We start from the raw sequence: 21,831 nt of genomic DNA, 5'->3' as shown, positions 1-21,831 counted from the left end.
GGGTGCTCCCTTGTCGGCTTGAAGGTGTGGGTGTGCGGACAGTGAGACGATCACGTCAAGGCTAGGGCAACCGGTGAGGGGCCGACAGGGACCGTCGGCGATGATGGTTGAATCTACAATCGACACGGGTGGGCCTGTCCGCCCCGAATCGAGAGGTCGAACAATGCACCTGGGCGTAGACAGCTTCGTCTCCTCCGTGACGGACCCGACCGATGAACGCGTGATCGGCCCGTCCGAGCGAATGGGCCATCTGCTGGAGGAGATCGCCCTCGCGGACCGGGTCGGGTTGTATTCGTTCGGCATCGGCGAGCACCATCGGAGCGAGTACTACGATTCGGCGCCGTCGATCATCCTGGCGGCCGCGGCTGCTCGCACGGAACGCATCCGGCTCGGCAGTGCAGTGAAAGTGCTCAGCGCGGACGATCCAGTACGCGTGTTCCAGGAATTCGCCACTCTCGACCTCATTTCGAAGGGGCGGATCGACCTGGTCGTCGGCCGCGGATCGTTCACCGAATCCTTCCCGCTGTTCGGCCTGGATCTACGCGACTACGACTCGCTCTTCGCCGAGAAGCTCGAACTGCTGCTCGAGATCCGCGAGAACGTGGAAGTCACGTGGTCCGGGCGTCACCGACCGGCTCTGAACAGGCAGAGCATCTTCCCCCGGCCGGTACAGGATCCGCTGCCGATCTGGGTCGGCGTCGGAGGAACTCCCGAGTCCTTCGTTCGAGCCGGGTTGTTGGGTCTTCCCCTGATGATCGCGATCATCGGCGGCGAACCCCGACAGTTCGCGCCGCTCGTCGATCTCTATCGACGTGCAGGCGCGGAGGCCGGGCACGCACCCGAAAAGCTGCAGGTCGGACTACATGTGTTCGGTTTCGTGGCCGAGTCGACGCAAGCGGCAGCGGACACCATTTACCCCGGCTGGCACGAGATGTTCACCAAGGTCTCACGCGAGCGCGGCTTCGCACGCCCCACTCGGGAACAGTTCGACGCGACGTCTGGCCCCAACGGAGCCTTCTTCATGGGAGACCCGAAGACCGTCGCAGACAAGATCCTGCGCGTGGGTGAGCAGCTGGGCGGTGTCGATCGGTTGTCGTTGCAGATGACGAATCCTCGCCTCGCGCACGGAGATCTGCTCCGAGGAATCGAACTACTGGGGACCGAGGTCGCACCGCTCGTGGCGAAGGCGTAATCCGCCGCCGATCACCTAACTGCCGAGTGGCTGCCCGATGCCGTCCTCGGCGCGAAGACGTTCGACCTCGGCACGCGAGTGCCGCACCGCTTCGGTGTCCGCGCCCTTGGCGCTCGCGATGTCGTGTGCGAGGTCCAGGATTGCGCGTCGAAGATGCTTACGCGCTTTCCGGGCCCGTCGATCGGGCGACGACGCGCGGAATGCCTTTCTGGCCTTTCTGTCCAGAACGCCGTCCACCTCGGCGTCGGTGAGGAATCCTGCATCGACCTCGGGAGCCAGAATGTCGCGGACGAATTGGTACTCGCGTGGTGCTGCTCGGCGGAACGCGATCGTCAGCACCGTGAATGCGATGACGACGGACGCGAACATGACGCCGAACAACAGAAGCGGATTACCTCCGCCGAGCCCGGTGGCGTCGTCCCAGGTGAAGTGCAGGAACACCCCCGCCGCAACGAAGGCGAGACCACGCCCGATCTTGCGTGGTTGTGCTTTCGTCCCGATGAGGTACACCGCGCCTGCGCACACCAGCGCACTGAAGAGAGGGTGCGAGACGAAACTGACGGCAATCCGCGTGAGCGACATGTGGACGGCATTTCCGACCGGGTCGGTTCCGAACGTCCGGGCAGTGGCGTTGGCTGCGTAGAGGAAGTCCTCGAACATTGCGAATCCGAGTCCGATGAAGGCGCCCAGAATGAGACCGTCGTTGGCCGTTCGGATCAGCCGCGGGGCAAGGCTCATCAGCAGGATGAATCCGCAGAGCTTGGCCGCTTCCTCGGTGATCGGTGCAGTCGCGCCTGCAGCCCAATTCGCGCTCCATGCTTGGCCGAACAGCTTCGGGTAGATGCTGAGCATCGCAGTGTTGACCGTCATCGCGAACGCGAAGGTGGCGGGGATTGCGCCCCACAGCAGTGCTGCCGCGACCAGTCGGCCTGGCTGCCGTTCCCACCGGTCGATGTGACGGAACCACGCGAACCACGCGAGTCCGCACAGAGTGCACAGCACCGCGGACACGGCGAATCCCTCGGCGTAGAACCCGGCTCCCGGTGCGAAGAACGCCCAAGCCTGAAACGCTCCGACTGCAGTGAGCGCGATGTACACCCAGAACGACAGGTTGTGGGGTTGTACGAATTCGAATCGTTCACCCCACCCGGAGACCTCGAGCGCCTCCTGCCGACGGTGCTCGGCCTCGGACGACGCGGTGTCTGTCACGGCGTCACTCATCGGTTGCTCCCGTCGACGGTCTGGATGCTGGAGATCATGTCCTTGATATCGGTTGCCGCCGCGGTCATCTGAGTGGGCGGACCGTACGTCGTGATCTTCAGGCCGGTGCCGTCGACAACGAACGCCGCGACCAGTCCGTCTCCGCGGACGCTGCTGTAGGCCTGCACGACACCGGTCTGCCCGGCTGCTGTGGTCAGAGTGGCCCGGTCTCCGTCGACGCGGAACGACGGGTCGGTGGTGCGCGAGGTGACCTTTTCCACCTGGTCCACCAAATCGTCCGGTGTCCCGTCGAAGGAGTCCGCCGTCACCTGAAACGTGACGCCGTCCCCTGATACGGTGGCGTCGCCGGATCTCCGGTCTTTTTCGCCCACACGAAACCCGGTCTCGACCTCCCAGCCTGTCCTCGGCGTGAAGGCAATCGTGTCCGTGAGCGCTAGTTGTTGACCGGCGCGCACGGGATCGTTCCAGCCGATGGCCGCATCGACGCGCGGTACAGCGACGGTAAGAACGAGAAAGACCGCGATGACCAAAAGCGCTGGCGCGAGCGTTCTTCGGTCGAGACCGAGCACACGGTGCTCGGCTGGCACCCGTTGACGGTGCAGTCCGGGATGAGTCTGTGTCACGGGTTCCCCTCGCGGTCGTCGGTGGGAATACTTTCCCACAAAGTCCGCAGAGGCAGGGGGCTACCCGACGACGTGTCGGGATGGTCGAGCGAGAATCAGCCCAGACTCACATCGACGGACTCGATGACCTTCAAGAACGGACAGATCGAGACAGCTTGTGCAAGTACGGCATCGGGATCCTCGACGTCGGGTAGCTGGACCTTCAGTGAGAATCTGGCGTCGTAGCCGGAACCGTCGGAGTCGGTGAGAACAACTTTGCCTTCGACGGCGACGGAGTCCATGCTTCCTTCGACCGTACCGACGGCGATGCGCAGCGATTGGACGAGGCAGCTGGCCAAGGCTGCGGCCATCAACTGTTCGGGATTGGTGGTTTCTCCTGGCCCGCCGAGCTTTTCGGGCTCGTGGACGTCGAGTGACAGGAATCCGTCGTCGGACGTCACTCCTGCTTCCGTCGCGGTTACCAGGGCGGTGTAGAGCTCAGCGGTCATGTGGTGTGGGTGTCCACAAACATGGTCGTCCAAACCGTGCGGCTCGTACGACTGTTCAGCACCGGCGTCACAGACGTCCGCGGAGAATCCTGCGCCAGTAGGCCTGCGGCAAGGCGTAGCGGTCGAAAAGAAATGCCGACCTACGCGGTTTGAGCGGATCGAGGAAACTCGGAAGTGAGGACGAGACCACGAAATCTCGGTCGAATTCCCCCGCGATCAGGGTATGCGAATCGACCGCCACAGGTGCAACGGTGTAACCGTCGTACGAGGCCAACGGCTGCGACCGCCGGGCAGCCGCGATGTTGTCGACGAGAGTCGCAGCTTGCTTGCGGAGGGCGCCTCCCGACGGGTCGGTGCCGGTTGCGGCGATGTCACCTAGTGACCACACGGAGTCGTGGCGAACGTGCCTGAAGGTCATCGGGTCGATGTCGACGAGGTGGGCAGGTGTGTCGTCGGCGAGGTCCGCCAGCCAGCTCGGCCCACGAAACCGCGGGACGAGGTGAAGGAAGTCGTAGTCGATGCGGTTCTGGCTACCGCCGCCGTGAACGTGCAGGCGCTGGTGGTCCGCCTCGATTCCGGAAATGCTGGTGTCGAACAGAACTCGCACACCCAGTTCGTCGAGCCTGCGGCGCAGGATGTCGTCCAAGGCAGGAACACCGACCAGATACGAGCGGTCGACGACGAGTGTGATGTCGATCCTCGGCAGGCGGCCGTCTCGTTGCCACTGCGACGCGGCAAGAAACAGCGGCTTCAGTGTGGTGCCGCTGCAACTGACCGGTGGTCGTGGCAGCGTGAACACAGCGTGCCCGGGCAGAGCAATCGAGTCGACGAGCGCCGCGGTCTTCTCCGCGCGGTCGAGATAGTTGCTGGCGACAGCGGGAGTCTCGAGGGCATCGAACACGTTGGGAAGCTCATCCAGATCCGGCACGAGACCAGCCGCGATGATCAGGTCGGTGTACTTGTACTCGCGGCCCGAACCGGCGCGCACCGTTCTGGACTCCGCATCGATCGAGACCACCGAGTCCTCGATCCACCTGCACCCGTCGGGAGTTACCGACCGCTGCGTCTTCTGCGCATCGGCCAGGCGAGCCTGGCCTGATCCGACGTAGGACAGCATCGGCCGGTACGTGTGCACTTGTTGTGGCTCGATGATGGCAACGCTGTCGGTCACGTGTTCTCGCAGCAGACGAGCGGCGGTGCTGACGCCGGCATTGCCGCCTCCGATGATCAGAACATCGACGGTGTCGGTCACCTCCGGCCCATGTCGAGGCGCAGAAAAGGCAGTGGGTGCGGGAGTACCGTCGAATGTCATTGTGCGAGGCATACCCAGGTAGGTCGCGCGAAAACCAGCGCTGGGGTTGATCACCGGGCTCGCGGGGAATTGGCAACAGATCATGAACATACTGCCCAGCACTCGGAACCTCGGATCCGTCAGGCGACGAGCGTCGGCGACGGTCGCGCGATACAAGGAAATTTCGGCTACACGAGACTCGAGCGCTCTGGCCGCCACACTGACGTTCTACGGTGCCATCGCGGTGGTGCCCTTGCTGCTGTTGTCCTTGCGAGCTTGTGCTCTGGTCACGTCGGCGTCGTGGGTCGAAGCGAGAGGCGACGACGTCGCATCGTTGCTACCCGACGCGCTCGGGGCGCGGAGCGTTGTGCTGCAGCTGGTTTCGGCGGGAGCCGAGTTGAGTCTGCTGCACTGTGTACTGGCGATCTTCCCTGCCACGTTCTACGGCGAGGGCCTGCGCCGAGCGCTGACCTCGCGGAGGCGACCTCGCCCCACATCCTTCGACGGTTGGCGAGGCCGGCTTGCCCTGGTGCCGGTGGCAGTGGTCGCGCCGCTTCTGCTCCTGGGAGTGCTGGCGTCGGCAGAATGGCTCGCCGATGCGACGACGGGCGGGGGAGTAGCGGCCTTGTTGCTGCGCGTGTGGTTGGGCTTCGTCGTCGTGTGGCTCGTGCTCGGTGTCCTGGTCGCGGGTGCGTATTCGATAGTTGCGGCAGAGGACATTCCGTTTACCGTCGTCTGGTGGTGTGCCGCGGTCACAGCGTCGTTCATCGCAGGCTTCGTTCAGGGCTTCGTTCTGTTTCTGGCGATTCCGGTGTCGCTCGGCGCCCCGTTCGGAGGCCTGACCACTGTGGGAGCCGCGATCGCGATCGGTCTGTGGATGTGGGTGCTCCATGTCCTGCTCATCACGGGCTGGACGTTCACCCAGGCGACCGCGCAGGTTGTTGCGCAGGGGCCGCGAGCCGACGATGCACCACCACCAGGAGTTGAAACAACCCGATGAGCGCCAATCCGGCTCCGACGGCTCCACCTGCCGCGGAAGTCCAGGTCTGCTCCGGGAAGATCATGTTCGCGCCGAGTATCAGCAACACGGTGACAGCGCGAGACGGTCGTTCCCACACGGTGAGCACGCCCGCCTCCGGCATGCCGACTGCGGCCGCTCGGGCGCGAACGGATTCGTGGACGAGCGTGGAGGCTGCCATCGTCGCGATCAGCGGCAGCGGCACACCCACTACGGCGGCGCACGCATAGAAACACAGATCGCTGACGCGATCAGCGGTGGAATCGAGGACCGACCCCCACGCGGATGCGCGGTCGGACATGACGGCCACCGCACCGTCCACGCCGTCCAGCAGGGTCGACGCCAGAATCAGCACCATTGCCGCCAGTACGCCCCAGCGACCGAATGCACTCGCCGCCACCGCGATCGCCGCACACACCAGCGCCAAGACCGTCACGGTCGTCGGGGAGACACGCCGTCGAACGAAGGGGGCAGCGCAGAGGTACATGATCCCGAGCCAGCCGTCGATCAAACGCGAAGACGACGCGTCGAGACCCCCGTGCAGCGTCGACCACTCCGCTCGGTATCGGTCACGATCCATCACGGCAATCACCTGTTCTCGCGTCCCGACGCCTGCGCAAGCCGCGACGGAGGCGAATCACGGCAGGAGAGATGTGCTCCGGGCGCGACCGGCGTCGGCAGGACGAAAATTTCGACTGGAAAATGAAGAGTTGTCGGCTGCACGCTCAACCGAAGACCCTCGCTGCTTCGGGACGGATTCCCCGAACCGGACAACTCAAACGTCAGCCGAGAGCGAGAACGACCCATGGTTCGGGTGGCGCGGATCCTCGAGGTTTGGGTCTTTCGCCAGGCGGCATACCTACCCTATGGCGAACACGACGGCAGTCCGTGCCGGTCACGAGATGCAGAAGTTCTTCGACGTGGCGGTCGATCCGGGTGTGTATCGACCGCAAGAGGATTCGTGGCTGCTGGCCGAGGCCCTCACTGCGTCGGGAATTGCCGTGGGTGCTCGGGTCGTGGACATGTGTACCGGCTCGGGGGTGCTCGCGGTTCATGCCGCACGGTCGGGGGCTCGAGGCGTGCACGCGTTCGACATCGATCCCGTCGCAGCGACGTGTGCCCAGAAGAACGCCCGCAATGCCGGGTTGAACGTGGACGTGCGGCTGGGGTCGTTCGACGATGCTCGACGAACAGGGCCGTTCGACGTGGTGGTGTGCAATCCGCCGTACGTACCGTCGGACAACGTGCCCGTCGAGCTCGGCCCGGCCCGGGCCTGGGACGCGGGCCCTACCGGCCGTCTCGTGCTCGATACCTTGTGCAACAACGTATTCGACATGTTGTCTACGGGTGGCACGCTGCTGGCGGTCCAGTCCGAGTTCGCGGATCCGCAGCTCACGGTATCGATGCTGGCGGCGCGAGGTATGTCCGCGGCGATCGTCGATTCGCGCACGATCGGCTACGGTCCGGTCATGTCGTCGCGCGCCGAGTGGCTCGAGAACGTGGGTATCGCGCGCACCGGTCAACGGACGGAACGATTGGTGGTCATCCGTGCCGACAAGCGGTGACCGCGCGCGAACATCGATCCGGGTCGTGGCCAACGGACCGATCATCGTGTCGGGTCCCGTGGACATCGAAACAGATGACGGAACCCACACGACGTCCGACCGGTTCGCGGTCGCGATCTGTACGTGCAAGCGCAGCAAGACCTACCCGCTGTGCGACACGAGCCACCGACGCAAGCAACGGCCCGCATGACTCGAGGCGTCACCGTTGCATCGCGTCACTGGTGCATCAATGACGACTTGCCCTTCTGCCACGCACCCATGATGTGGTCGGCGAGGGCATCCTCGACGTAGGACAGAGCGCGCATCCCGAACACCACGTCACGTTCCAGTTCGGGCTCCCGGCGCAGAAGATCCCCGACGACATCATGACGCAAGACCTGCTCGTGAACCGCGTCGGCTTCGACGTGTTCGGCGTAGAAGGCCACGCACGCTTCGGGAGCCCCGAGCCTGCGCAGACCGTCGACGAACCGTCGGGAACCCGGCGAGGACGTGATCTCCGTTGCGGCCAAGTGGCCCACCGTCGCTCCGCGCAAGCTCCGATGCAGGCCGAACAACGACATCAAGTTCACCCAGACCAGGGTCTGCGCTGGTACACGGTCGAGATAACCCAGATACGACGAGTCGAGATCGGCCGCGTCCATCAGTGCGCTCCACAACTGCTGGTGGACGTGATCGCCGCGGCCACCGCCGTATTCGTCGAACTCGACGGCGACGTACGACGCCTTCGCCTGACCGATCAGCCGAGGTATGGCCCAGGCGTGCGGATCGGCTTCCTTGAGGTGGTAGAGCGACCGATGGGCGAAGTATTCGCGCATGTGGTCCCACGTTCCCTCGTCTCTGAGAAACCAGGACGGACCGCTGCCGCTCCTCGGTTCGATGGACAGAGCGTCCATCTCGGCAACCGCGTCGACGCCGTCCTCGACGGACTCGCGGACGTGCGCCAGGAACGGCTCTTCGATCGATCGCCGGAACGCCAGAATTGCAGGGTCCCACTCGAAGTCGTCGTCGATGCCGTGGAATCCGCGATAGTGGAGTTCGTAGCAGATGGTCAGCGCCAGTTGCGCGTCCCGGCCGACGGGATCGACGTCGAAAGTGGTGGCCACCGACGTGGTCGTGCCGGACAGGTAATCGACAACGGACGCGGACACTTCGCCGTCCGGTGTGGGCAAGGTCGGGGATACAGCGGCGTGCGCTGGTGCGCTCATGAGGTTCGTGTACCCGGGCGGCGGCCGATCAATCGCGGCCTACCCGACGCGGGTTCTGGAGTTCCCGGTTCATCGACAGGGAGCGGTGTTACCTTGACGTGACCAGGTCGATGCTGATTCGAGATATTCGCGATCGACGGTCGTGCTGTCGGCGGAGCAGCGTGAGGCAGGTACTCGATCTCCAAGTCGTTCGAAGGAAGGCGTCAAGATGAGAACGCTCACGAAGCTCTTCGGTGGTGCAGCAACTCTGGGTCTGGCCGCAGGCATGTCATTTCTCGCTCCCGCCGCCGCTTCGGCCGCGCCCGTCGGGTGTACCACGGCCCCCGGCGGAGCATCGGAAGCCGCGGTGGAAGGCCAGTCGCAGTGCGACAGCGTCGCCGACGGAACGAGTGCGGCCGCAGGTTACGGATTCGAGGGCTGGGGCTCTGCGGCGGCGCTCGAACAGGCAGCGGCACTCGCACTCGGTCTGAACGGCGGCACCGCGGTGTCCGACGCCACCGCCGGTGCGGGCCCGGCAGCGATCTCGTTCGGGCCGGGCAGTTCGGCCGTGAACGAAGGGGTGGGGCCGGGGTTGTCGATTGCGGTGGCAGGTCCTGGCGGAACCGTCACGCTGACGCCGACTGGTGCAGTCTGCACCGGTCTCAGTCTCGCGGGTAGCTTCACCACTCTTCAAGGCTGCATCGGGCGCTAGCCGACTTCTGTGCCGAGAACCGGGTCGGGGATGTCCTGGTTCTCGGCTTCGTCGTGCGTCGCCGGACTCGTAAACGGTCACTGTTGACTGATTAAGCGTCAACCCTTACATTCACCAGTGAGCGAGTGAGGTCACTGTGACTGCATCGGAGTGCGCATGTTTCACGATCCGTGGACCACGAGAATCGAGTCTCTGGACCCGACCACCGATTACGAAGAGATATACCGCCTGCACTACTCCTACGCGTTCCCGTGGGACACGGTTCAGGCCCTCAGCTTTGCATTGTTCCGCACCTACGCAGTCCCGACCGTCGGAAGCCTGCTGGCCGCGACGGGCGAGTTCACCGAACGTGTACAGCAGCGCTACGACGACACCAATCTGATCCTCGACCAGGTCGTCGAGTCGGGGTTCGCGAGCGTCGACGGCCGCACGGCGATCCGTCGGATGAATCGAATGCACGGTGCGTACGACATCTCCAACGAAGATTTTCTGTATGTTCTCGCGACGTTCGTGGTCGTGCCGGTCCGCTGGCTCGAGAGGTTCGGATGGCGTCCGGTCGGAGTGGGTGAGCGCGACGCGATGGTCATGTACTACCGCACTCTGGGGCGGCACATGGGAATCAAAGAGATCCCCGAGACCTACGACCAGTTCGCCAGTTACATGGACGAGTACGAGCAGCAGCACTTCGCCTACGACGTGGGCAGCACCGCCGTCGCCGACGCCACCCTCGACCTCATGTCCACGTTCGCGCCGTACAAGTTCCTGCCGAAGAAGGTCTTTCGGCGAATGGCATACGCGCTGATGGACAAGCCTCTGCTCGACGCCTTCCATTACCCGGGGCCGACGAAGCTCGAACGGTCGGTTGCCGAAGCCATGGTGAAGGCGCGCGCACGTGTGGTCCGGCTCCTCCCTCCGCGTACGACGGCATACCGCGCCCGCGATCAGAAGGCGGTCCGTTCCTATCCCGCTGGGTATCGGATCTCGGAACTCGGGACGTTTCCCACGGGATGTCCGGTGGACCACGGTCCGAGCGAGCCGCACAGACGCTCTCGCCGGTGAGCCTGCAAACAAGAGATTTCGATGGTCGGCCGGTGATCCGGGCCCGTCGATTACGTGCATTTCTAGTGCAGTAGAACGCTTTCCGCGTGTGAGTACCACTGGCTGAGATGGCGATCGGTCGTCGGATCGTGTGGATCGAACGTGTAGGTCATGGCGGTTCCGCGCATGCTTGTCAGGAGGAGTTCCCTCATCTGCTTGTAGCCGGGTCGGGTCGTGCACTCCGGACCGAACAGTGCGTCGGTCCGATCACGGATGACCTGACCCATTCGCTGTTCCACGGGCCGGAGCTCGGCTCGCAGCTCGTCGTTGGTGCGCGCAGCATTCCACAGCTCGTTCGATGCCCAGAAGTAGGGCTGGCTGTAGTTCGACCACATCGCGTCGATAGCTGCCCGAATCCGCGCCTTGAGTTCCTGGGGAATGTCCGAGCTGATGTGCAGACCACGGATGCGCTCGAGCGCCAAGTGGTGGACTGCCGCACTGAGCAACTTCTCGCGCGAGGGAAAGTGATGCAACAATCGGCCGCGAGACACCCCGGCCTGCTGCTGGATCCGCAGGGTCGACGCTCCCGAGTACCCGTGCTCGATCAGCACCGTGACTGCCGCACTCAGGATCTTGCCCTGGGTCTCCCGGCTCCGGTCCTGTTGGCGGCGGCCGGTTCCGGACGGCTCGGCCGGCGGTCGATCCGAGTGAGGCTGATCGATACTGGACACGGCCGCCAGTCTAGTGACCACGGCATCTCGCTGAAGTCACCACGCGATGCAGCGCTGGTTCGCTACGTCGGGTCGGCCGGGGCGTCGGAGAGCTCTTCTTCACCCGCCGGGGGCCATGCGCACACGCCGCCCGCGCATGCCTCGGCGGGTTCACCGAGCATGCGGAACGACGTGCCCGAAGCGGCCCCTGATGCCGGGTCAGACATCGGCCGCGGCGGTGTCGGCTGTGGTTTCTGCGGCTACGGTGCGTAGGACATCAGCGAACGCGCTGGGCTCCTGTGCACCCGACACCCCGTACTTGCCGTTGATCACGAAGAAGGGGACACCGTTGATGCCGAAGGTGCGGGCTTGGTCGATGTCGGAAGCGACGGCATCCGAATACCTGCCCGCCGTCAGAGCGGCTTCGGCGTCCGCCCGGTCGAGTCCGACATCGGCGGCGAGGTCGGCCAAATCGGATATCCGTCCGACGTGCCTGCCCTCGGTGAAGTAGGCCAGGAACAGGCGCTCGGCAAGCTCGAGCTGCCTGTTGTGCGCTTTGGCGTAATGCAGAAGTTCATGCGCCTTGAGCGTCTTGGTGTGTTGCAGCGCGTCGAAGTCGTAGTTCAGCCCGACGGACGCGGCGATATTTTCGACGTGCGCGAGCATCTGCTGGACCTGATCGGCGGGGATGCCCTTGTGCCCCGACAGAAAGTCGACCTCGGAACCGTCGAAGTCCACTGGGGTGTCGGGCGCAAGCTCGAAGCTGTGGTACACGACGTGGACGTTTCCGTCCTGGCCGGATGCCGCGAGGCCTTCCTCGAAGCGGCGCTTGCCAATGAAGCACCACGGGCAGGCGATATCGGACCAGATGTCGACGGTGATCGGAGCCATGAGGAAGAGAACCATCGACTGTTACCGATTGTTCCCGAGTGTCGACTCCGATCGCCGTCGACACGAGTAACCGCCTACGTCATCATGCGGCGTGCTTACCGGAGGCCTTTTCCGCTCGGCGCTCGGCGAACCTCCCGCTTTTCGTCAACACCTTGGAGATCAAGTTCGGCTTGCCGGATCGCCTCTCGATTGCCAGACCCCCGAGCACCAGAATTCGCGCGAGAATCGGCAGCGCGATCGCGACGAACAGGTACCGGTACAAGTACTTTCGAGCCAGAAGTGGAAGCATCGGTCAACGCACCGCGCGTCGAAGCCGCAGAGCCGCAACCACCGCGAGGGCGATGACCGCGCCGACTGCCGCAGCGCCCAGTAGGGACACACCTTGCGCGAGGTCGAAGTTCCAACCGATGAAGTTGATCCGGGTGTGCACCGTGTTCTGGAGCACGAACACGACGAGCGCGATGGCCAGAATCAGGGCGACGATCAGCGCGAGCTTGGAGGTGATTCCTCCGCGGCGGCGTGGTGCGGGGCGTACGGAGGTGGAGTCGGTGGTGGTCATGATGCTTCCTCGGGGCTGAATTGGAACTCGGAGTGTGAAACTTGGCGGTGGCGCGGTTGTCGTGTCGAAGGGTTCGGCCCGCAGGGTCCCGGCGTGTGCGGGGACCCTGGCGGGCCTGAACGGTGGTTACTTGAACGTGTCCTTGATGTTCTCGCCGACCTTCTTCACGCCCGCCGATCCCTGGTCCTTCTTGCCCTCGGCCTCGAGGTCCTTGTTGTTGGTCGCGTCACCCACGACCTCCTTGGCCTTGCCCAATGCGTCTTCTGCTGCGTTCTTGGCCTTGTCGATGAAGCTCATCGGAGCACCTCTTCTGTGTGTGATTGAAAATTGCAGATACTCAGTCGGTTTCTAATGGGAAAAGCAAACGTCGTTGTGATCTGAATCACATTTACCAATTCGGGCGCGACGAACCGCTGGAAGAGGCGCCTGCGGGGTGTTGACAGAGGGATGTGACCTGCTTCATAGTGGTGGCGTTCTCGTTGTTTAGACCGGTCAAATAGTTCGGTCTAGCTGGCATCTCAACGCGCGTACCCGGCGCATCTCGAATCGAAGAAGGAAGACAACACGTGATCACGAATCGTCGCAGCAGGGCCGCGTCCACCGCGCGCACCGCACCGACCGCACTTGCCGCATCGATAGCTCTTGCCGTGGTGCTCACTGCGTGCAGCAGCACCGGGGGAGCCCCGGAATCGACCGGCCCGTCTGCAGAGGGCGGGACTGCGGACACGCCCAGGGCCACGATTGCGATGATCACCCACGCGCCTCCGGGCGACACCTTCTGGGATCTGATCCGCAAGGGCGCCGAGGCCGCGGCCGCCAAGGACAACATCGAACTGCGCTACAACGGCGAAGTCGACGCCCCGGGCCAAGCGAATCTCGTTCAGAATGCGGTCGATTCGGGCGTGGACGCGATCGCCGTGACACTGGCCAAGCCGGACGCGATGAAGACCAACGTCGAGTCCGCAATCGACCAGGGGCTACCCGTGGTTGCCTTCAATTCCGGTTACGACAACTGGAAAGACATGGGACTGCAGGGATACTTCGGGCAGGACGAGCGGATCGCGGGCATCGCCGCGGGCGAACGATTGAAGGCGGACGGCGCGACCAACGCCATCTGCGTGATTCAGGAACAAGGCGCCGTTCAGCTCGAAGCGCGATGCGCAGGCATCGCCGAAGGATTCGGTGGGACGATCGAGAACCTCAACGTCAACGGACAGGACCTGCCGTCCGTGCAATCGACGATCCAAGCGAAACTGCAACAGGATCCGAGCATCGATTCGATCGTCACGCTGGGAGCGCCGATCGCACTGACCGCAGTGGATTCGGTGTCCGCGGCGGGGTCCGGCGCGACTGTCTCCACCTTCGACACCAATGCAGCGTTGGTCGATGCCATCAAGTCCGGCGACGTCCAATGGGCCATCGACCAGCAGCCGTACCTACAGGGTTACCTCGCGATCGATTCGCTGTGGCTGTACCTGAACAACAAGAACACGATCGGCGGAGGCCAGGCGGTGCTGACCGGTCCGTCGTTCATCGACAACACCAACATCGACGCCATCGCGGACCTCGCTGCCGCCGGCACCCGGTAGCGGCGCGCTACACGAGGGATGCCGTGAGACCACCGTCGAGAACGTAGTGGCTACCGGTGACCCATGATGCGCGGTCCGACGCCAGGAACGCGGCCACTTCGGCGATGTCTTCCGGAGTGCCGAGTCGGCCCTGCTTGGCGGCAACCAGGTCTCCGAACGGAACCTGTGTTGCCGCCTCGAAATCCGGAACGAGTCGGTCCACCATCGCAGTGTCCGCGAACCCGGGGCACACCGCGTTGACTCGAACGCCGGACGGCCGCATCTCGACAGCCGCGACGCGCGTCAACTGGATCAGTGCAGCTTTCGTGGCGCAGTAGGATCCGAGCAGCGGGCTTCCGCCGATGCCGGCGACCGAGCTTATGTTGACGATGTTCCCTCGAGACTCCACGAGCGGCCCGATTGCGGCTTTCATGGCCAGAAACGGCCCGCGCACGTTGACGGCGTAGATCTTGTCGAAGCTCTCGGTCGACTGCTGAAGAAGCGGTGACGAGATCTCGATACCGGCGTTGTTGACCAGAACGTCGAGACCTCCGAGGATTTCCACGGCCTGCCCGACGGCTGCCTGCACTTGTTCCTCGTCGGTGACGTCGCAGTTGGCGATCCCGGCCGCGCCGATCTCCTCGGCCGCTCGGGCGGCGGCCGCCTCGTCGATGTCGCTGACCACGACTCGGGCTCCGCGTCGCACGAACAGTGCCGAGATGGCCTTTCCGATTCCGGCGCCGGATCCGGTGACGAACACGCGCTTGCCCTCGAGTTCGGTCATGGTGTGTTTCCTTTCGTGTTCGAGTGGAGTTGCATCGTGGTGCGTACTTCGGTCTTGAGGATCTTCCCCACCTTGGAGCGGGGGAGGTCGTCCCAGATCTCTATCTGTTTGGGGGCTTTCATGCTTCCGATGCGCTTCTTCACGAAAGCGATCAGTTCGGTCTCGGATGCCTGTCGATCCGGTCTCAGCTGCACAGCGGCCGAGACACGTTCTCCCCACTTGTCGTCGGGCAACCCCACAACGGCGCTTTCCTTCACCGCTGGATGTGCGAGAAGTGCCTGCTCGACCTCGGCGGAGTACACGTTGAAACCGCCGGAGATGATCATGTCCTTCGCTCGATCGACGATGTACAGAAAGTTGTCGTCGTCGAGGTACCCGATATCGCCCGTGTGGTGCCAGCCGAACGCACCGACTTCTGCTGTCGCGTCGGGATTCTCGTGATAGCCCGCCATCACCAGTGGACCCCGGACGACGATTTCACCTCGCTCGCCCGGCCCGAGCAGGAGCCCGGCTTCGCTCATGATCGCGACCGTGGTGAGCGGCGTCGGCCGGCCGGCCGATGCGAGCCGCTCGGTGGCGATCGAACCGTCGTCTCGGAAATGGTCGGCCGGCGCGAGCGTGGCAATCATGTTGGGTGCCTCCGTCTGCCCGAACAACTGCCCGAGGACGGGGCCGATGCGTCGCAGTGCTTCCTCGAGCCGGGTCGGCGACATCGGTGCGGCGCCGTACCAGAGGCACCGCAACGACGACAGGTCCGTCGAATCCAGTGCTGGGTGGTCGAGCAATCCGTACACGACGGTGGGAGGTAGGAAGGCGTGCGTGATGCCATGCTCGTCGACAAGCTCCAGGAACCGGCCGACGTCGGGCGCGGGCATGATCACCACGTGTCCGCCCAGGCTCAGGATGGGAAAAGTCAGTACCCCGGCAGAGTGTGTCAGCGGCGCCAGCGCGAGGTACTGCGGCCGCTCGCCGAACGGGTAACTCATCAGAGCCGTGGCCGTGGAGACCATCATGTTCTCCTCGGTGAGGCGAACGCCCTTCGGCCTGCCGGTAGTTCCGCCCGTACCGGCGATCATGCACAGACCGTCGGCGGGGCGACGGCTGGTGTCGGGTTCGGCCACGTGATCGGCGAGCCATCGGTCGTACGCAAGTGCACCCGGAACATCGCCGTCGAGGCACACCAGCCACTCGAGCAGGGGGAGCCGGTCACGGATCTCGGTCACCAGTTCCGCGAACGCCTTCTGAAAAAAGAGAAACCTGCACCCGAACAGATCGAAGAGTTGGCGGTTCTCGTCGGCCTCGTTCCGCGGGTTCACCGGGCACCACACCGCCCCAGCACGGGAGATACCGAACACGCACGTCAACGCGCGCGGATCGTTGGCCGACAGCACGGCAACGCGGTCGCCGGTCTCGATACCTGCACGCTGAAGCGCCCCCGCGATGGCCACGGTGTCGTCGTGGACGTCGCCGTAGCTTCGCGTGTACTCACCCATCGTCATACACGGTGCATCACGGCCGAGGGACATCCCTTTGTCGAGATAGTCGGACAATCGCATCGTCCCGGCCTAGCTGTGCGCGGTGACGATGGGATCGAGAACCAGACCGAACGCGCGCAGTACGCCGAGGAGTTCACGGTGGCCGAACGCTTGGCAGCTCGACGCGAAGCCCGTTGCTCGGGGCGGTGCCTGAAGTAGATGCGACGCTGCGTACGCGTTGAGCAACGCCGTCTGCTTGTAGTTGCAGTTGCCGTGGATGACGGTGTGCACCCGTCCGAGGGGTCCGGATGCGTAGACCGAATCCAACGAGGTGTTGATCCGTGGATTCTCTCGCGGCGGAGTCTCGCTACGTACGGACGCCGATATGGTGTCGATGATCTGGTACTTTTCGGCGTCGGACTTTCCTTCCATCTGCTCGAGCGCCGCAGCGATGATCTGGGGGACCCCGAGCATGAGCGGTCGATTGATGACGCCGCCGAGTGCGCGTGCATTGGCTACGCGGGGATCGTTCTTGAACCACACCGGATGTGACGTTCCGCCCCACGGCAAGGCAAGGCCGAGATCGTGCTGCCCGGGGACCACCACCTGGTAGATACCGTCCTCGGCGGGCCATTCCACGTATTCGTTCTGCTCGAGGAAGTACGCCTTGGAGAATGCGGCGTTGGTGAGGATCGTGTTGGTCGATGCGACGGTGGGATGCCCCTTCCAGAACACCTGGATGTCGAGCGTGTCCAGCCCCGGTGTCTCGAGGCAGATGTTCGCCGCGATCTCGCCGATGCTGTACATCTGCGCCAATCCTGGTGTGAGAACGAGGTTTCGTTCGGCGAACGCCGCGCCGTATTTTTTCTCGACGTCGATCATCCAGTCCTGTTCGCCGTTGGTGTCTGTGTAATGAGCCCCGATCTCCAGGCTTGCCTCGACCACTGCGTGACCCCATCTGGAGAACGGGCCTACGGTGTTCAGTACTACCTCGGCTCCGCGAAAAGCCTCCACCAGTGCATCTTTGGAATGTTCGACCTCCGCGATGTCGTGCTCGACGGTATCGATTCCGGGGACGGCATCCACGATGGCCTCGACCCGCGCGTGATCGCGTCCTGCCGCGAGAAACGGAATGTTGTACTCGCGCAGATACTCACAGATCAGGCGGCCGGTGTACCCGGACGCTCCGTACACGACTACACGCTTGTCGGTTGGCATGGCAGTAGGTCCTCTCGTCATCGGCCGAGCGCACAGGAGTCGGCCACGGTGGGATCGAGATCGGGGCGTTCGGGAAGAAGAACCCCGGGCCCGTTGTGTGTCACGAGTCACACTATGGCAATATTTGGACGAACGTCAAGAAAAATTTGGACAAGTGCCCAGAAAACTCGAACGCCGTCGGGAATACACTGCGATGACGCCGCAGGGTTGGAACCTGCTGGTGTTCGTCGCGAAGGGAGGGCTGGGTGATGAACGAGGCCGCCGACGCACGTGGCCGCATCGAGGAGCGCGCCAAGAACAAGTTCGAGGCCAAGCGGACCGAGCTGGCGCAAGCAACGTTGCACACCCTCGCCGAGTTGGGATATGCGCGCACCTCACTGCGAGAGATCGCCCTCAACTCCGAGTACTCGCACGGCGTGCTGCACTACTACTTCTCGGACAAACTCGACCTGATCACGCACGCCGTGCGCCAGTACGAAGCCATCTGCGTCACCCGGTACGACGAAGTGGTCGAGGCCGCCGAGAGCGACGAACAGCTGCTCACCGGATTCCGCACCATGTATTTCGACACACTGGAGTCGGACGCATTGGTGCATCGACTGTGGTACGACCTGCGCAATCAGAGTCTGTTCGACAGTTCGTTCCGGGACGACGTACTCGAGATCGAGGGCCGACGCGAGGAGATGATCTGGCGCGTCGTGAGCAGGTTCTGCGCGCTCAGAGGAACGGAGCCGGCGCTGGACAGCGGGGCTGCGTACATCCTGCTCGACGGAATCTTCCAGCGGGCACTGCTCGATCGGTTCGCCGGTAACGAGCGGAGGATCGACGTGGCCCGACGCATGATCCTCGACGCATTCGAGATGCTGGATTCAGGAAAAACGGTTCACGGCCGCTGATATTCTCTGCGGGTACGGTGATGGACCTTCGCGCCGTACGGATGCCGAAATCCCATCAGGAGCACCCATGCCCCACCGATACCGGGTGCGCGAGATAGCCCAGCAGGCCGAACTCAGCGAAGCCACCGTCGATCGAGTGTTGAACAAGCGTCCAGGCGTTCGTGAATCGACCAAGGACGCGGTCGAGAAGGCCATCGCAGACCTCGACAATCAACGAGCTCAGCTGCGAGTCGCCGGACGCAAGTTCATGTTCGACGTGGTCATGTCCGCTCCCAATCGATTCTCGGGTGCCGTCAAACGCGCGATCGAGGCCGAACTACCGGCTCTCGAACCTGCGTTGGTCCGAGCTCGATTCCACTTGCAGGAGCACGGATCCGTCGGCTCGCTCGTCGAGCGGTTGGACCGGATCGCTGCCGGGTCGTCCCACGGAGTCATCGTGAAGGCTCCCGCCGTTCCGGAGATCGTCGACGCGATCGACCGTGTCGTGGCAGCCGGAATACCTGTCGTCACCCACGTCACCGACGTGCCGGGGAGCCGACGGGTCGGCTACGTCGGGATCGACAATCGTGCAGCGGGGGAGACGGCCGCGTACTTGGTCACCAAAATGCTGGGCGAGACCCCCGGCGACGTGCTGATCACCCTGAGCAGCAACTCCTACCGCGGTGAGGAAGAACGAGAGATCGGATTCAGAAGCGCCATGCGCCGGATCTCCGGAACCGGCGACAACCGTCCGCGGTCGGTGGTGGAGATCGCGGAGAACGACGGGCTCGATTCGCGCGTCGAGACTTTGGTTCTCGATGCGCTGGAACGTAACCCGAACATCGTCGCCGTCTACTCGTGCGGCGGGGGGAACTCCGCGATAGTGCGTGCGTTCGACAAGCTCGGCCGCGACTGTTCGGTGTTCGTGGCCCACGACCTGGACGCCGACAACCGTGAATTGCTGTACCGGCATCGGATCACCGTCGTGCTCGATCACGACCTGCGCGCGGACGCGAATCGAGCATGCCGAATGCTGATGCACGCGCAAGGCGCGCTGGCGCCGGTGTCCGCCAAGTCGTCGGCGATTCGCGTGCTCACCCCGTTCAACATGTTCTGACTACTCGACGAAGGCGCGTGCGGTGTCGATCGCTCGTTTCAGAGCGAGATCGAGGGGAGTGGAACGGAATTCGGTCGAGAGGATCTCCGTACCCCACGTACCGGTGTAGCCGATGTCGCGCAGGACCCCGACCAGTCCGGTGAGATCGAACGTGCCGTCGCCGCAGAGCCGACGATTGTCCATCGTGTCGGACAGCAACGTACCCACCACCTCTGCATCGGCGTCGTCCAGTTCGATCCCGAACACGACATCCGACGTCAGCGAGTCGCGCAGCTCGTCCAACGTCGTGCCCGCCCGAAACACGTGCCACGCGTCGACGATGATCCCGCAATCGGGGTGACCGGTGGATCGGGCGAGATCGGCCCCGGCAGGGATGGTCGAGACGATCGAGAACGGCATCGGTTCGATCGCGATCCGCGTTCCGTGTTCTGCGGCCTGGCGAGTGAGTTCCAGCAGTGGTTCGGTGTACGGAGCGAGGTCGCGAGGTTCTGCGTTCTCCGATCCGATCTTGATGTGAGTCGGACCGAGCACGTCGGATGCGCGGAACAGCAAGTCACGGACGGCGAAGGTGTTGCCGTCCTCGCCTCGCGGAATCCACCATTTCTCCAGCAACTCGATCTCGACGAACTTCAGCGGCGAATCGTCCAACATCGCTCGGAGAGTGTGCAATCCGACGCCGGACTCGATCGCGGCCAGATCCGCCGCCACGATGCCCATCCCGGCGAAACCCGCGGACGCGACGGCGGCGATCCGTTCGGAGATGGGAATCGGGCTCACCGCGGGGGAGGCGTCGGGACGCACGTTGCCTGCGGACGTCCAGCACGCGGCGATCATGTCGGCGGGGACTCGGGGCGCATTGTCCGTGGACTTCACCGGCTCATCGGAGATCATCTGCTCATCGTCCCCGGGAACGCAGGTCTCGATCAACGGGCCGATCCATCAAATTCCCCTCGAGAAACGCGTCCGTTGCTCGAGGGGATCTTGATGGTTTTTTTCGTTGATCGGCCACATCTGTCTTGGCAAGCTTGCATCCAGGAACGATCCCTCCGAACTTCGAGGAACCTCATCATGACCAATGACATCCGGCAGACCCCGCGGACCGACAGGCTCAGCGAATCGGACTGCAACATCGACCAATTTCGTGAACTCGTCGCGCAGACCACCGAACTGGCGGACTACCCCCATGCGGCCGACGTCGCGTCGAACGTCCTGATCTACGACGCCGCCGCACTGACGGCGCAGGCCGCAGATGCGGACGCCCGCTCGGACATCCAGGACGAGCTCGCCGACGCTTTGCTGAACGGTCCGGGCATCGTGGTGTTCAAGAAGGCGTTCACGTCGGAGAACGCGCTTGCGGAGACGACGGCGGAGTACCGGCGAATCATCGAGCAGCAGCACGCAACCGGCGTCGTCGGTGGCGATCACTTCGCCAAGCCGGGCGCCAACGACAGGATCTGGTCTGCGCTGCAGAAGCTGGCCTTGGTCCAGCCGGAGCTCTACGCCCGCTACTACTCCAACGACATTCTCGCTCTCGTCTCCGAGGCATGGCTCGGCCCGATGTATCAGGTCACCTCGGCGATCAACGTTGTCAATCCCGGTGGTGCGGCTCAGAACCCGCATCGCGACTACCACCTCGGCTTCATGTCGACGGACACCGCCGCGAAATTCCGTGCGCACGTCCATCGTCTGTCGCCCGCCCTCACCCTTCAAGGTGCAGTTGCTCACTGCGACATGCCGATCGAGAGCGGCCCGACGATGTACCTTCCCTACTCCCAGAAGTTCGAGGCCGGGTACATCGCGTTCAACCTGCCCGAGTTCCGGGAGTACTTCGCGGAGAACTACATTCAGCTTCCGTTGGAGGAGGGCGACGCCGTCTTCTTCAACCCGGCGCTCTTCCATGCGGCAGGTCACAACACGTCGACGGACATCTACCGCATGGCGAATCTGCTGCAGGTCTCCTCGGCGTTCGGCCGCGCACTGGACAGCGTCGACCGTGAAGCCATCGGATCGGCTCTGTACCCGACGTTGCTCGAGTGGACCGAGAGCGGCCGCACCCGTGACGTGGAGAACGTCATCGCTGCGTCGGCCGAGGGGTACGCGTTCCCGTCGAACCTCGATCTGGACCAGCCGTTGACGGGGTTGGCGGGCGAGACTCATGCCGAACTGGTCAAGCGAGCCGTCGACAGCCGGATGAGTGCCGCCGAGTTCGACGCCGCCGCCCGGGCCCTGTACGCACGCCACGAGGCCTGAGCACACCCAGCCGGAACACACGTCGGGCGTCCTCGGTTCCATGAACCGAGGA

26 protein-coding genes are annotated in these 21,831 nt (G+C 63.8%); 10 read left to right on the top strand and 16 right to left on the bottom strand.

Features of this window, described 5'->3' with window-relative positions:
* Positions 1–163 precede the first annotated feature (163 nt).
* Positions 164–1,192: an LLM class flavin-dependent oxidoreductase gene (locus H292_RS0113495; RefSeq protein WP_019664862.1), complete on the top strand. Its 1,029-nt coding sequence runs from the start codon at positions 164–166 to the stop codon at positions 1,190–1,192.
* A 15-nt stretch (positions 1,193–1,207) separates the two neighbouring features.
* Here the strand turns inward: H292_RS0113495 and H292_RS0113490 are convergent, their stop codons facing one another.
* The 4 genes from H292_RS0113490 to H292_RS0113475 form a co-directional block, all read right to left on the bottom strand.
* The gene (locus H292_RS0113490; protein ID WP_020111752.1) at positions 1,208–2,413 is read right to left on the bottom strand and encodes a PrsW family intramembrane metalloprotease; all 1,206 of its coding nucleotides are present in this window, start codon (positions 2,411–2,413) and stop codon (positions 1,208–1,210) included.
* Entirely contained in the window at positions 2,410–3,000 is a 591-nt protein-coding gene (locus H292_RS0113485) for a hypothetical protein (RefSeq protein WP_143545119.1), read from the bottom strand. Before H292_RS0113485 ends, H292_RS0113490 begins: the two co-directional genes overlap by 4 nt.
* A 131-nt stretch (positions 3,001–3,131) precedes the next feature.
* Positions 3,132–3,524: an OsmC family protein gene (locus H292_RS0113480; RefSeq protein WP_020111750.1), complete on the bottom strand. Its 393-nt coding sequence runs from the start codon at positions 3,522–3,524 to the stop codon at positions 3,132–3,134.
* Positions 3,525–3,591: 67 nt separating this feature from the next.
* Entirely contained in the window at positions 3,592–4,776 is a 1,185-nt protein-coding gene (locus H292_RS0113475) for an NAD(P)/FAD-dependent oxidoreductase (protein WP_019664859.1), read from the bottom strand.
* A 142-nt stretch (positions 4,777–4,918) separates the two neighbouring features.
* On the opposite strand from H292_RS0113475, the gene H292_RS0113470 reads away from it, so the two are divergent.
* A complete protein-coding gene (locus tag H292_RS0113470; RefSeq protein ID WP_020111749.1) occupies positions 4,919–5,815 on the top strand; it encodes a YhjD/YihY/BrkB family envelope integrity protein in 897 nt (298 codons plus the stop codon).
* Here the strand turns inward: H292_RS0113470 and H292_RS0113465 are convergent.
* Complete coding sequence (locus tag H292_RS0113465) at positions 5,733–6,413, bottom strand: CDP-alcohol phosphatidyltransferase family protein (RefSeq protein WP_230621120.1); 681 nt, start codon at positions 6,411–6,413, stop codon at positions 5,733–5,735. The genes H292_RS0113470 and H292_RS0113465 overlap by 83 nt on opposite strands.
* Positions 6,414–6,699: 286 nt before the next feature.
* On the opposite strand from H292_RS0113465, the gene H292_RS0113460 reads away from it, so the two are divergent.
* Positions 6,700–7,398, top strand: coding sequence for a HemK2/MTQ2 family protein methyltransferase (locus H292_RS0113460; RefSeq protein ID WP_020111747.1), 699 nt, complete (start codon positions 6,700–6,702; stop codon positions 7,396–7,398).
* 25 nt (positions 7,399–7,423) lie between these two features.
* Complete coding sequence (locus H292_RS27140; protein WP_019664855.1) at positions 7,424–7,588, top strand: CDGSH iron-sulfur domain-containing protein; 165 nt, start codon at positions 7,424–7,426, stop codon at positions 7,586–7,588.
* A 25-nt stretch (positions 7,589–7,613) separates the two neighbouring features.
* Here the strand turns inward: H292_RS27140 and H292_RS0113450 are convergent, their stop codons facing one another.
* Positions 7,614–8,603 carry an iron-containing redox enzyme family protein gene (locus tag H292_RS0113450; protein WP_019664854.1) on the bottom strand — a complete coding sequence of 330 codons (990 nt, stop codon included), beginning with the start codon at positions 8,601–8,603 and terminating at the stop codon, positions 7,614–7,616.
* Positions 8,604–8,811: 208 nt separating this feature from the next.
* On the opposite strand from H292_RS0113450, the gene H292_RS0113445 reads away from it, so the two are divergent.
* The gene (locus H292_RS0113445; RefSeq protein WP_020111746.1) at positions 8,812–9,294 is read left to right on the top strand and encodes a DUF6764 family protein; all 483 of its coding nucleotides are present in this window, start codon (positions 8,812–8,814) and stop codon (positions 9,292–9,294) included.
* A 156-nt stretch (positions 9,295–9,450) separates the two neighbouring features.
* Positions 9,451–10,353: an oxygenase MpaB family protein gene (locus tag H292_RS0113440; protein ID WP_020111745.1), complete on the top strand. Its 903-nt coding sequence runs from the start codon at positions 9,451–9,453 to the stop codon at positions 10,351–10,353.
* A gap of 62 nt (positions 10,354–10,415) precedes the next feature.
* On the opposite strand, the gene H292_RS0113435 is transcribed toward H292_RS0113440, so the two are convergent.
* The 6 genes from H292_RS0113435 to H292_RS0113415 all read right to left on the bottom strand — a co-directional run bounded on the left by H292_RS0113435 (position 10,416) and on the right by H292_RS0113415 (position 12,789).
* Positions 10,416–11,063, bottom strand: coding sequence for a TetR/AcrR family transcriptional regulator (locus H292_RS0113435; protein ID WP_019664852.1), 648 nt, complete (start codon positions 11,061–11,063; stop codon positions 10,416–10,418).
* Positions 11,064–11,125: 62 nt separating this feature from the next.
* The gene (locus H292_RS28165) at positions 11,126–11,269 is read right to left on the bottom strand and encodes a hypothetical protein (RefSeq protein ID WP_155290387.1); all 144 of its coding nucleotides are present in this window, start codon (positions 11,267–11,269) and stop codon (positions 11,126–11,128) included.
* Entirely contained in the window at positions 11,262–11,948 is a 687-nt protein-coding gene (locus tag H292_RS0113430) for a DsbA family oxidoreductase (RefSeq protein WP_019664851.1), read from the bottom strand. The genes H292_RS28165 and H292_RS0113430 overlap by 8 nt, the downstream gene beginning before the upstream one ends.
* Before the next feature lie 67 nt (positions 11,949–12,015).
* Entirely contained in the window at positions 12,016–12,222 is a 207-nt protein-coding gene (locus H292_RS0113425; protein WP_020111744.1) for a hypothetical protein, read from the bottom strand.
* Positions 12,223–12,225: 3 nt separating this feature from the next.
* Positions 12,226–12,492 carry a lipopolysaccharide assembly protein LapA domain-containing protein gene (locus tag H292_RS0113420; RefSeq protein ID WP_019664849.1) on the bottom strand — a complete coding sequence of 89 codons (267 nt, stop codon included), beginning with the start codon at positions 12,490–12,492 and terminating at the stop codon, positions 12,226–12,228.
* Positions 12,493–12,618: 126 nt separating this feature from the next.
* The gene (locus H292_RS0113415) at positions 12,619–12,789 is read right to left on the bottom strand and encodes a CsbD family protein (RefSeq protein ID WP_019664848.1); all 171 of its coding nucleotides are present in this window, start codon (positions 12,787–12,789) and stop codon (positions 12,619–12,621) included.
* 269 nt (positions 12,790–13,058) lie between these two features.
* On the opposite strand from H292_RS0113415, the gene H292_RS0113410 reads away from it, so the two are divergent.
* The gene (locus H292_RS0113410; protein ID WP_020111743.1) at positions 13,059–14,081 is read left to right on the top strand and encodes a substrate-binding domain-containing protein; all 1,023 of its coding nucleotides are present in this window, start codon (positions 13,059–13,061) and stop codon (positions 14,079–14,081) included.
* A 7-nt stretch (positions 14,082–14,088) separates the two neighbouring features.
* Here the strand turns inward: H292_RS0113410 and H292_RS0113405 are convergent, their stop codons facing one another.
* From H292_RS0113405 to H292_RS0113395, 3 genes are read right to left on the bottom strand one after another with little or no spacing between them, the layout of a single operon-like run.
* On the bottom strand, positions 14,089–14,844 hold the full coding sequence (locus H292_RS0113405) for an SDR family NAD(P)-dependent oxidoreductase (protein WP_020111742.1): 756 nt from the start codon (positions 14,842–14,844) through the stop codon (positions 14,089–14,091).
* Positions 14,841–16,400 carry an AMP-binding protein gene (locus tag H292_RS0113400; RefSeq protein WP_020111741.1) on the bottom strand — a complete coding sequence of 520 codons (1,560 nt, stop codon included), beginning with the start codon at positions 16,398–16,400 and terminating at the stop codon, positions 14,841–14,843. The genes H292_RS0113405 and H292_RS0113400 overlap by 4 nt, the downstream gene beginning before the upstream one ends.
* Positions 16,401–16,409: 9 nt before the next feature.
* Positions 16,410–17,537: a DUF5938 domain-containing protein gene (locus tag H292_RS0113395; RefSeq protein WP_020111740.1), complete on the bottom strand. Its 1,128-nt coding sequence runs from the start codon at positions 17,535–17,537 to the stop codon at positions 16,410–16,412.
* Positions 17,538–17,785: 248 nt separating this feature from the next.
* Between H292_RS0113395 and H292_RS0113390 the strand changes: the two genes are divergently transcribed.
* Together H292_RS0113390 and H292_RS0113385 are read left to right on the top strand one after the other, a co-directional pair.
* The gene (locus H292_RS0113390; RefSeq protein WP_020111739.1) at positions 17,786–18,433 is read left to right on the top strand and encodes a TetR/AcrR family transcriptional regulator; all 648 of its coding nucleotides are present in this window, start codon (positions 17,786–17,788) and stop codon (positions 18,431–18,433) included.
* A gap of 67 nt (positions 18,434–18,500) precedes the next feature.
* Complete coding sequence (locus H292_RS0113385; RefSeq protein ID WP_026347749.1) at positions 18,501–19,529, top strand: LacI family DNA-binding transcriptional regulator; 1,029 nt, start codon at positions 18,501–18,503, stop codon at positions 19,527–19,529.
* On the opposite strand, the gene H292_RS0113380 is transcribed toward H292_RS0113385, so the two are convergent.
* The gene (locus H292_RS0113380) at positions 19,530–20,420 is read right to left on the bottom strand and encodes a sugar phosphate isomerase/epimerase family protein (protein WP_020111738.1); all 891 of its coding nucleotides are present in this window, start codon (positions 20,418–20,420) and stop codon (positions 19,530–19,532) included.
* Between the two features lie 177 nt (positions 20,421–20,597).
* Here H292_RS0113380 and H292_RS0113375 point away from each other — a divergent pair, with 177 nt between their 5' ends.
* The gene (locus H292_RS0113375) at positions 20,598–21,779 is read left to right on the top strand and encodes a phytanoyl-CoA dioxygenase family protein (RefSeq protein WP_020111737.1); all 1,182 of its coding nucleotides are present in this window, start codon (positions 20,598–20,600) and stop codon (positions 21,777–21,779) included.
* Positions 21,780–21,831 lie beyond the last annotated feature (52 nt).

Origin of the sequence: Rhodococcus sp. 114MFTsu3.1 (genome assembly GCF_000383555.1) — a bacterium.
Classification (GTDB): domain Bacteria; phylum Actinomycetota; class Actinomycetes; order Mycobacteriales; family Mycobacteriaceae; genus Rhodococcoides; species Rhodococcoides fascians_E.
Note: the sequence above shows the minus strand (reverse complement) of the source record. Positions and strands in the feature narration are given on the sequence as shown.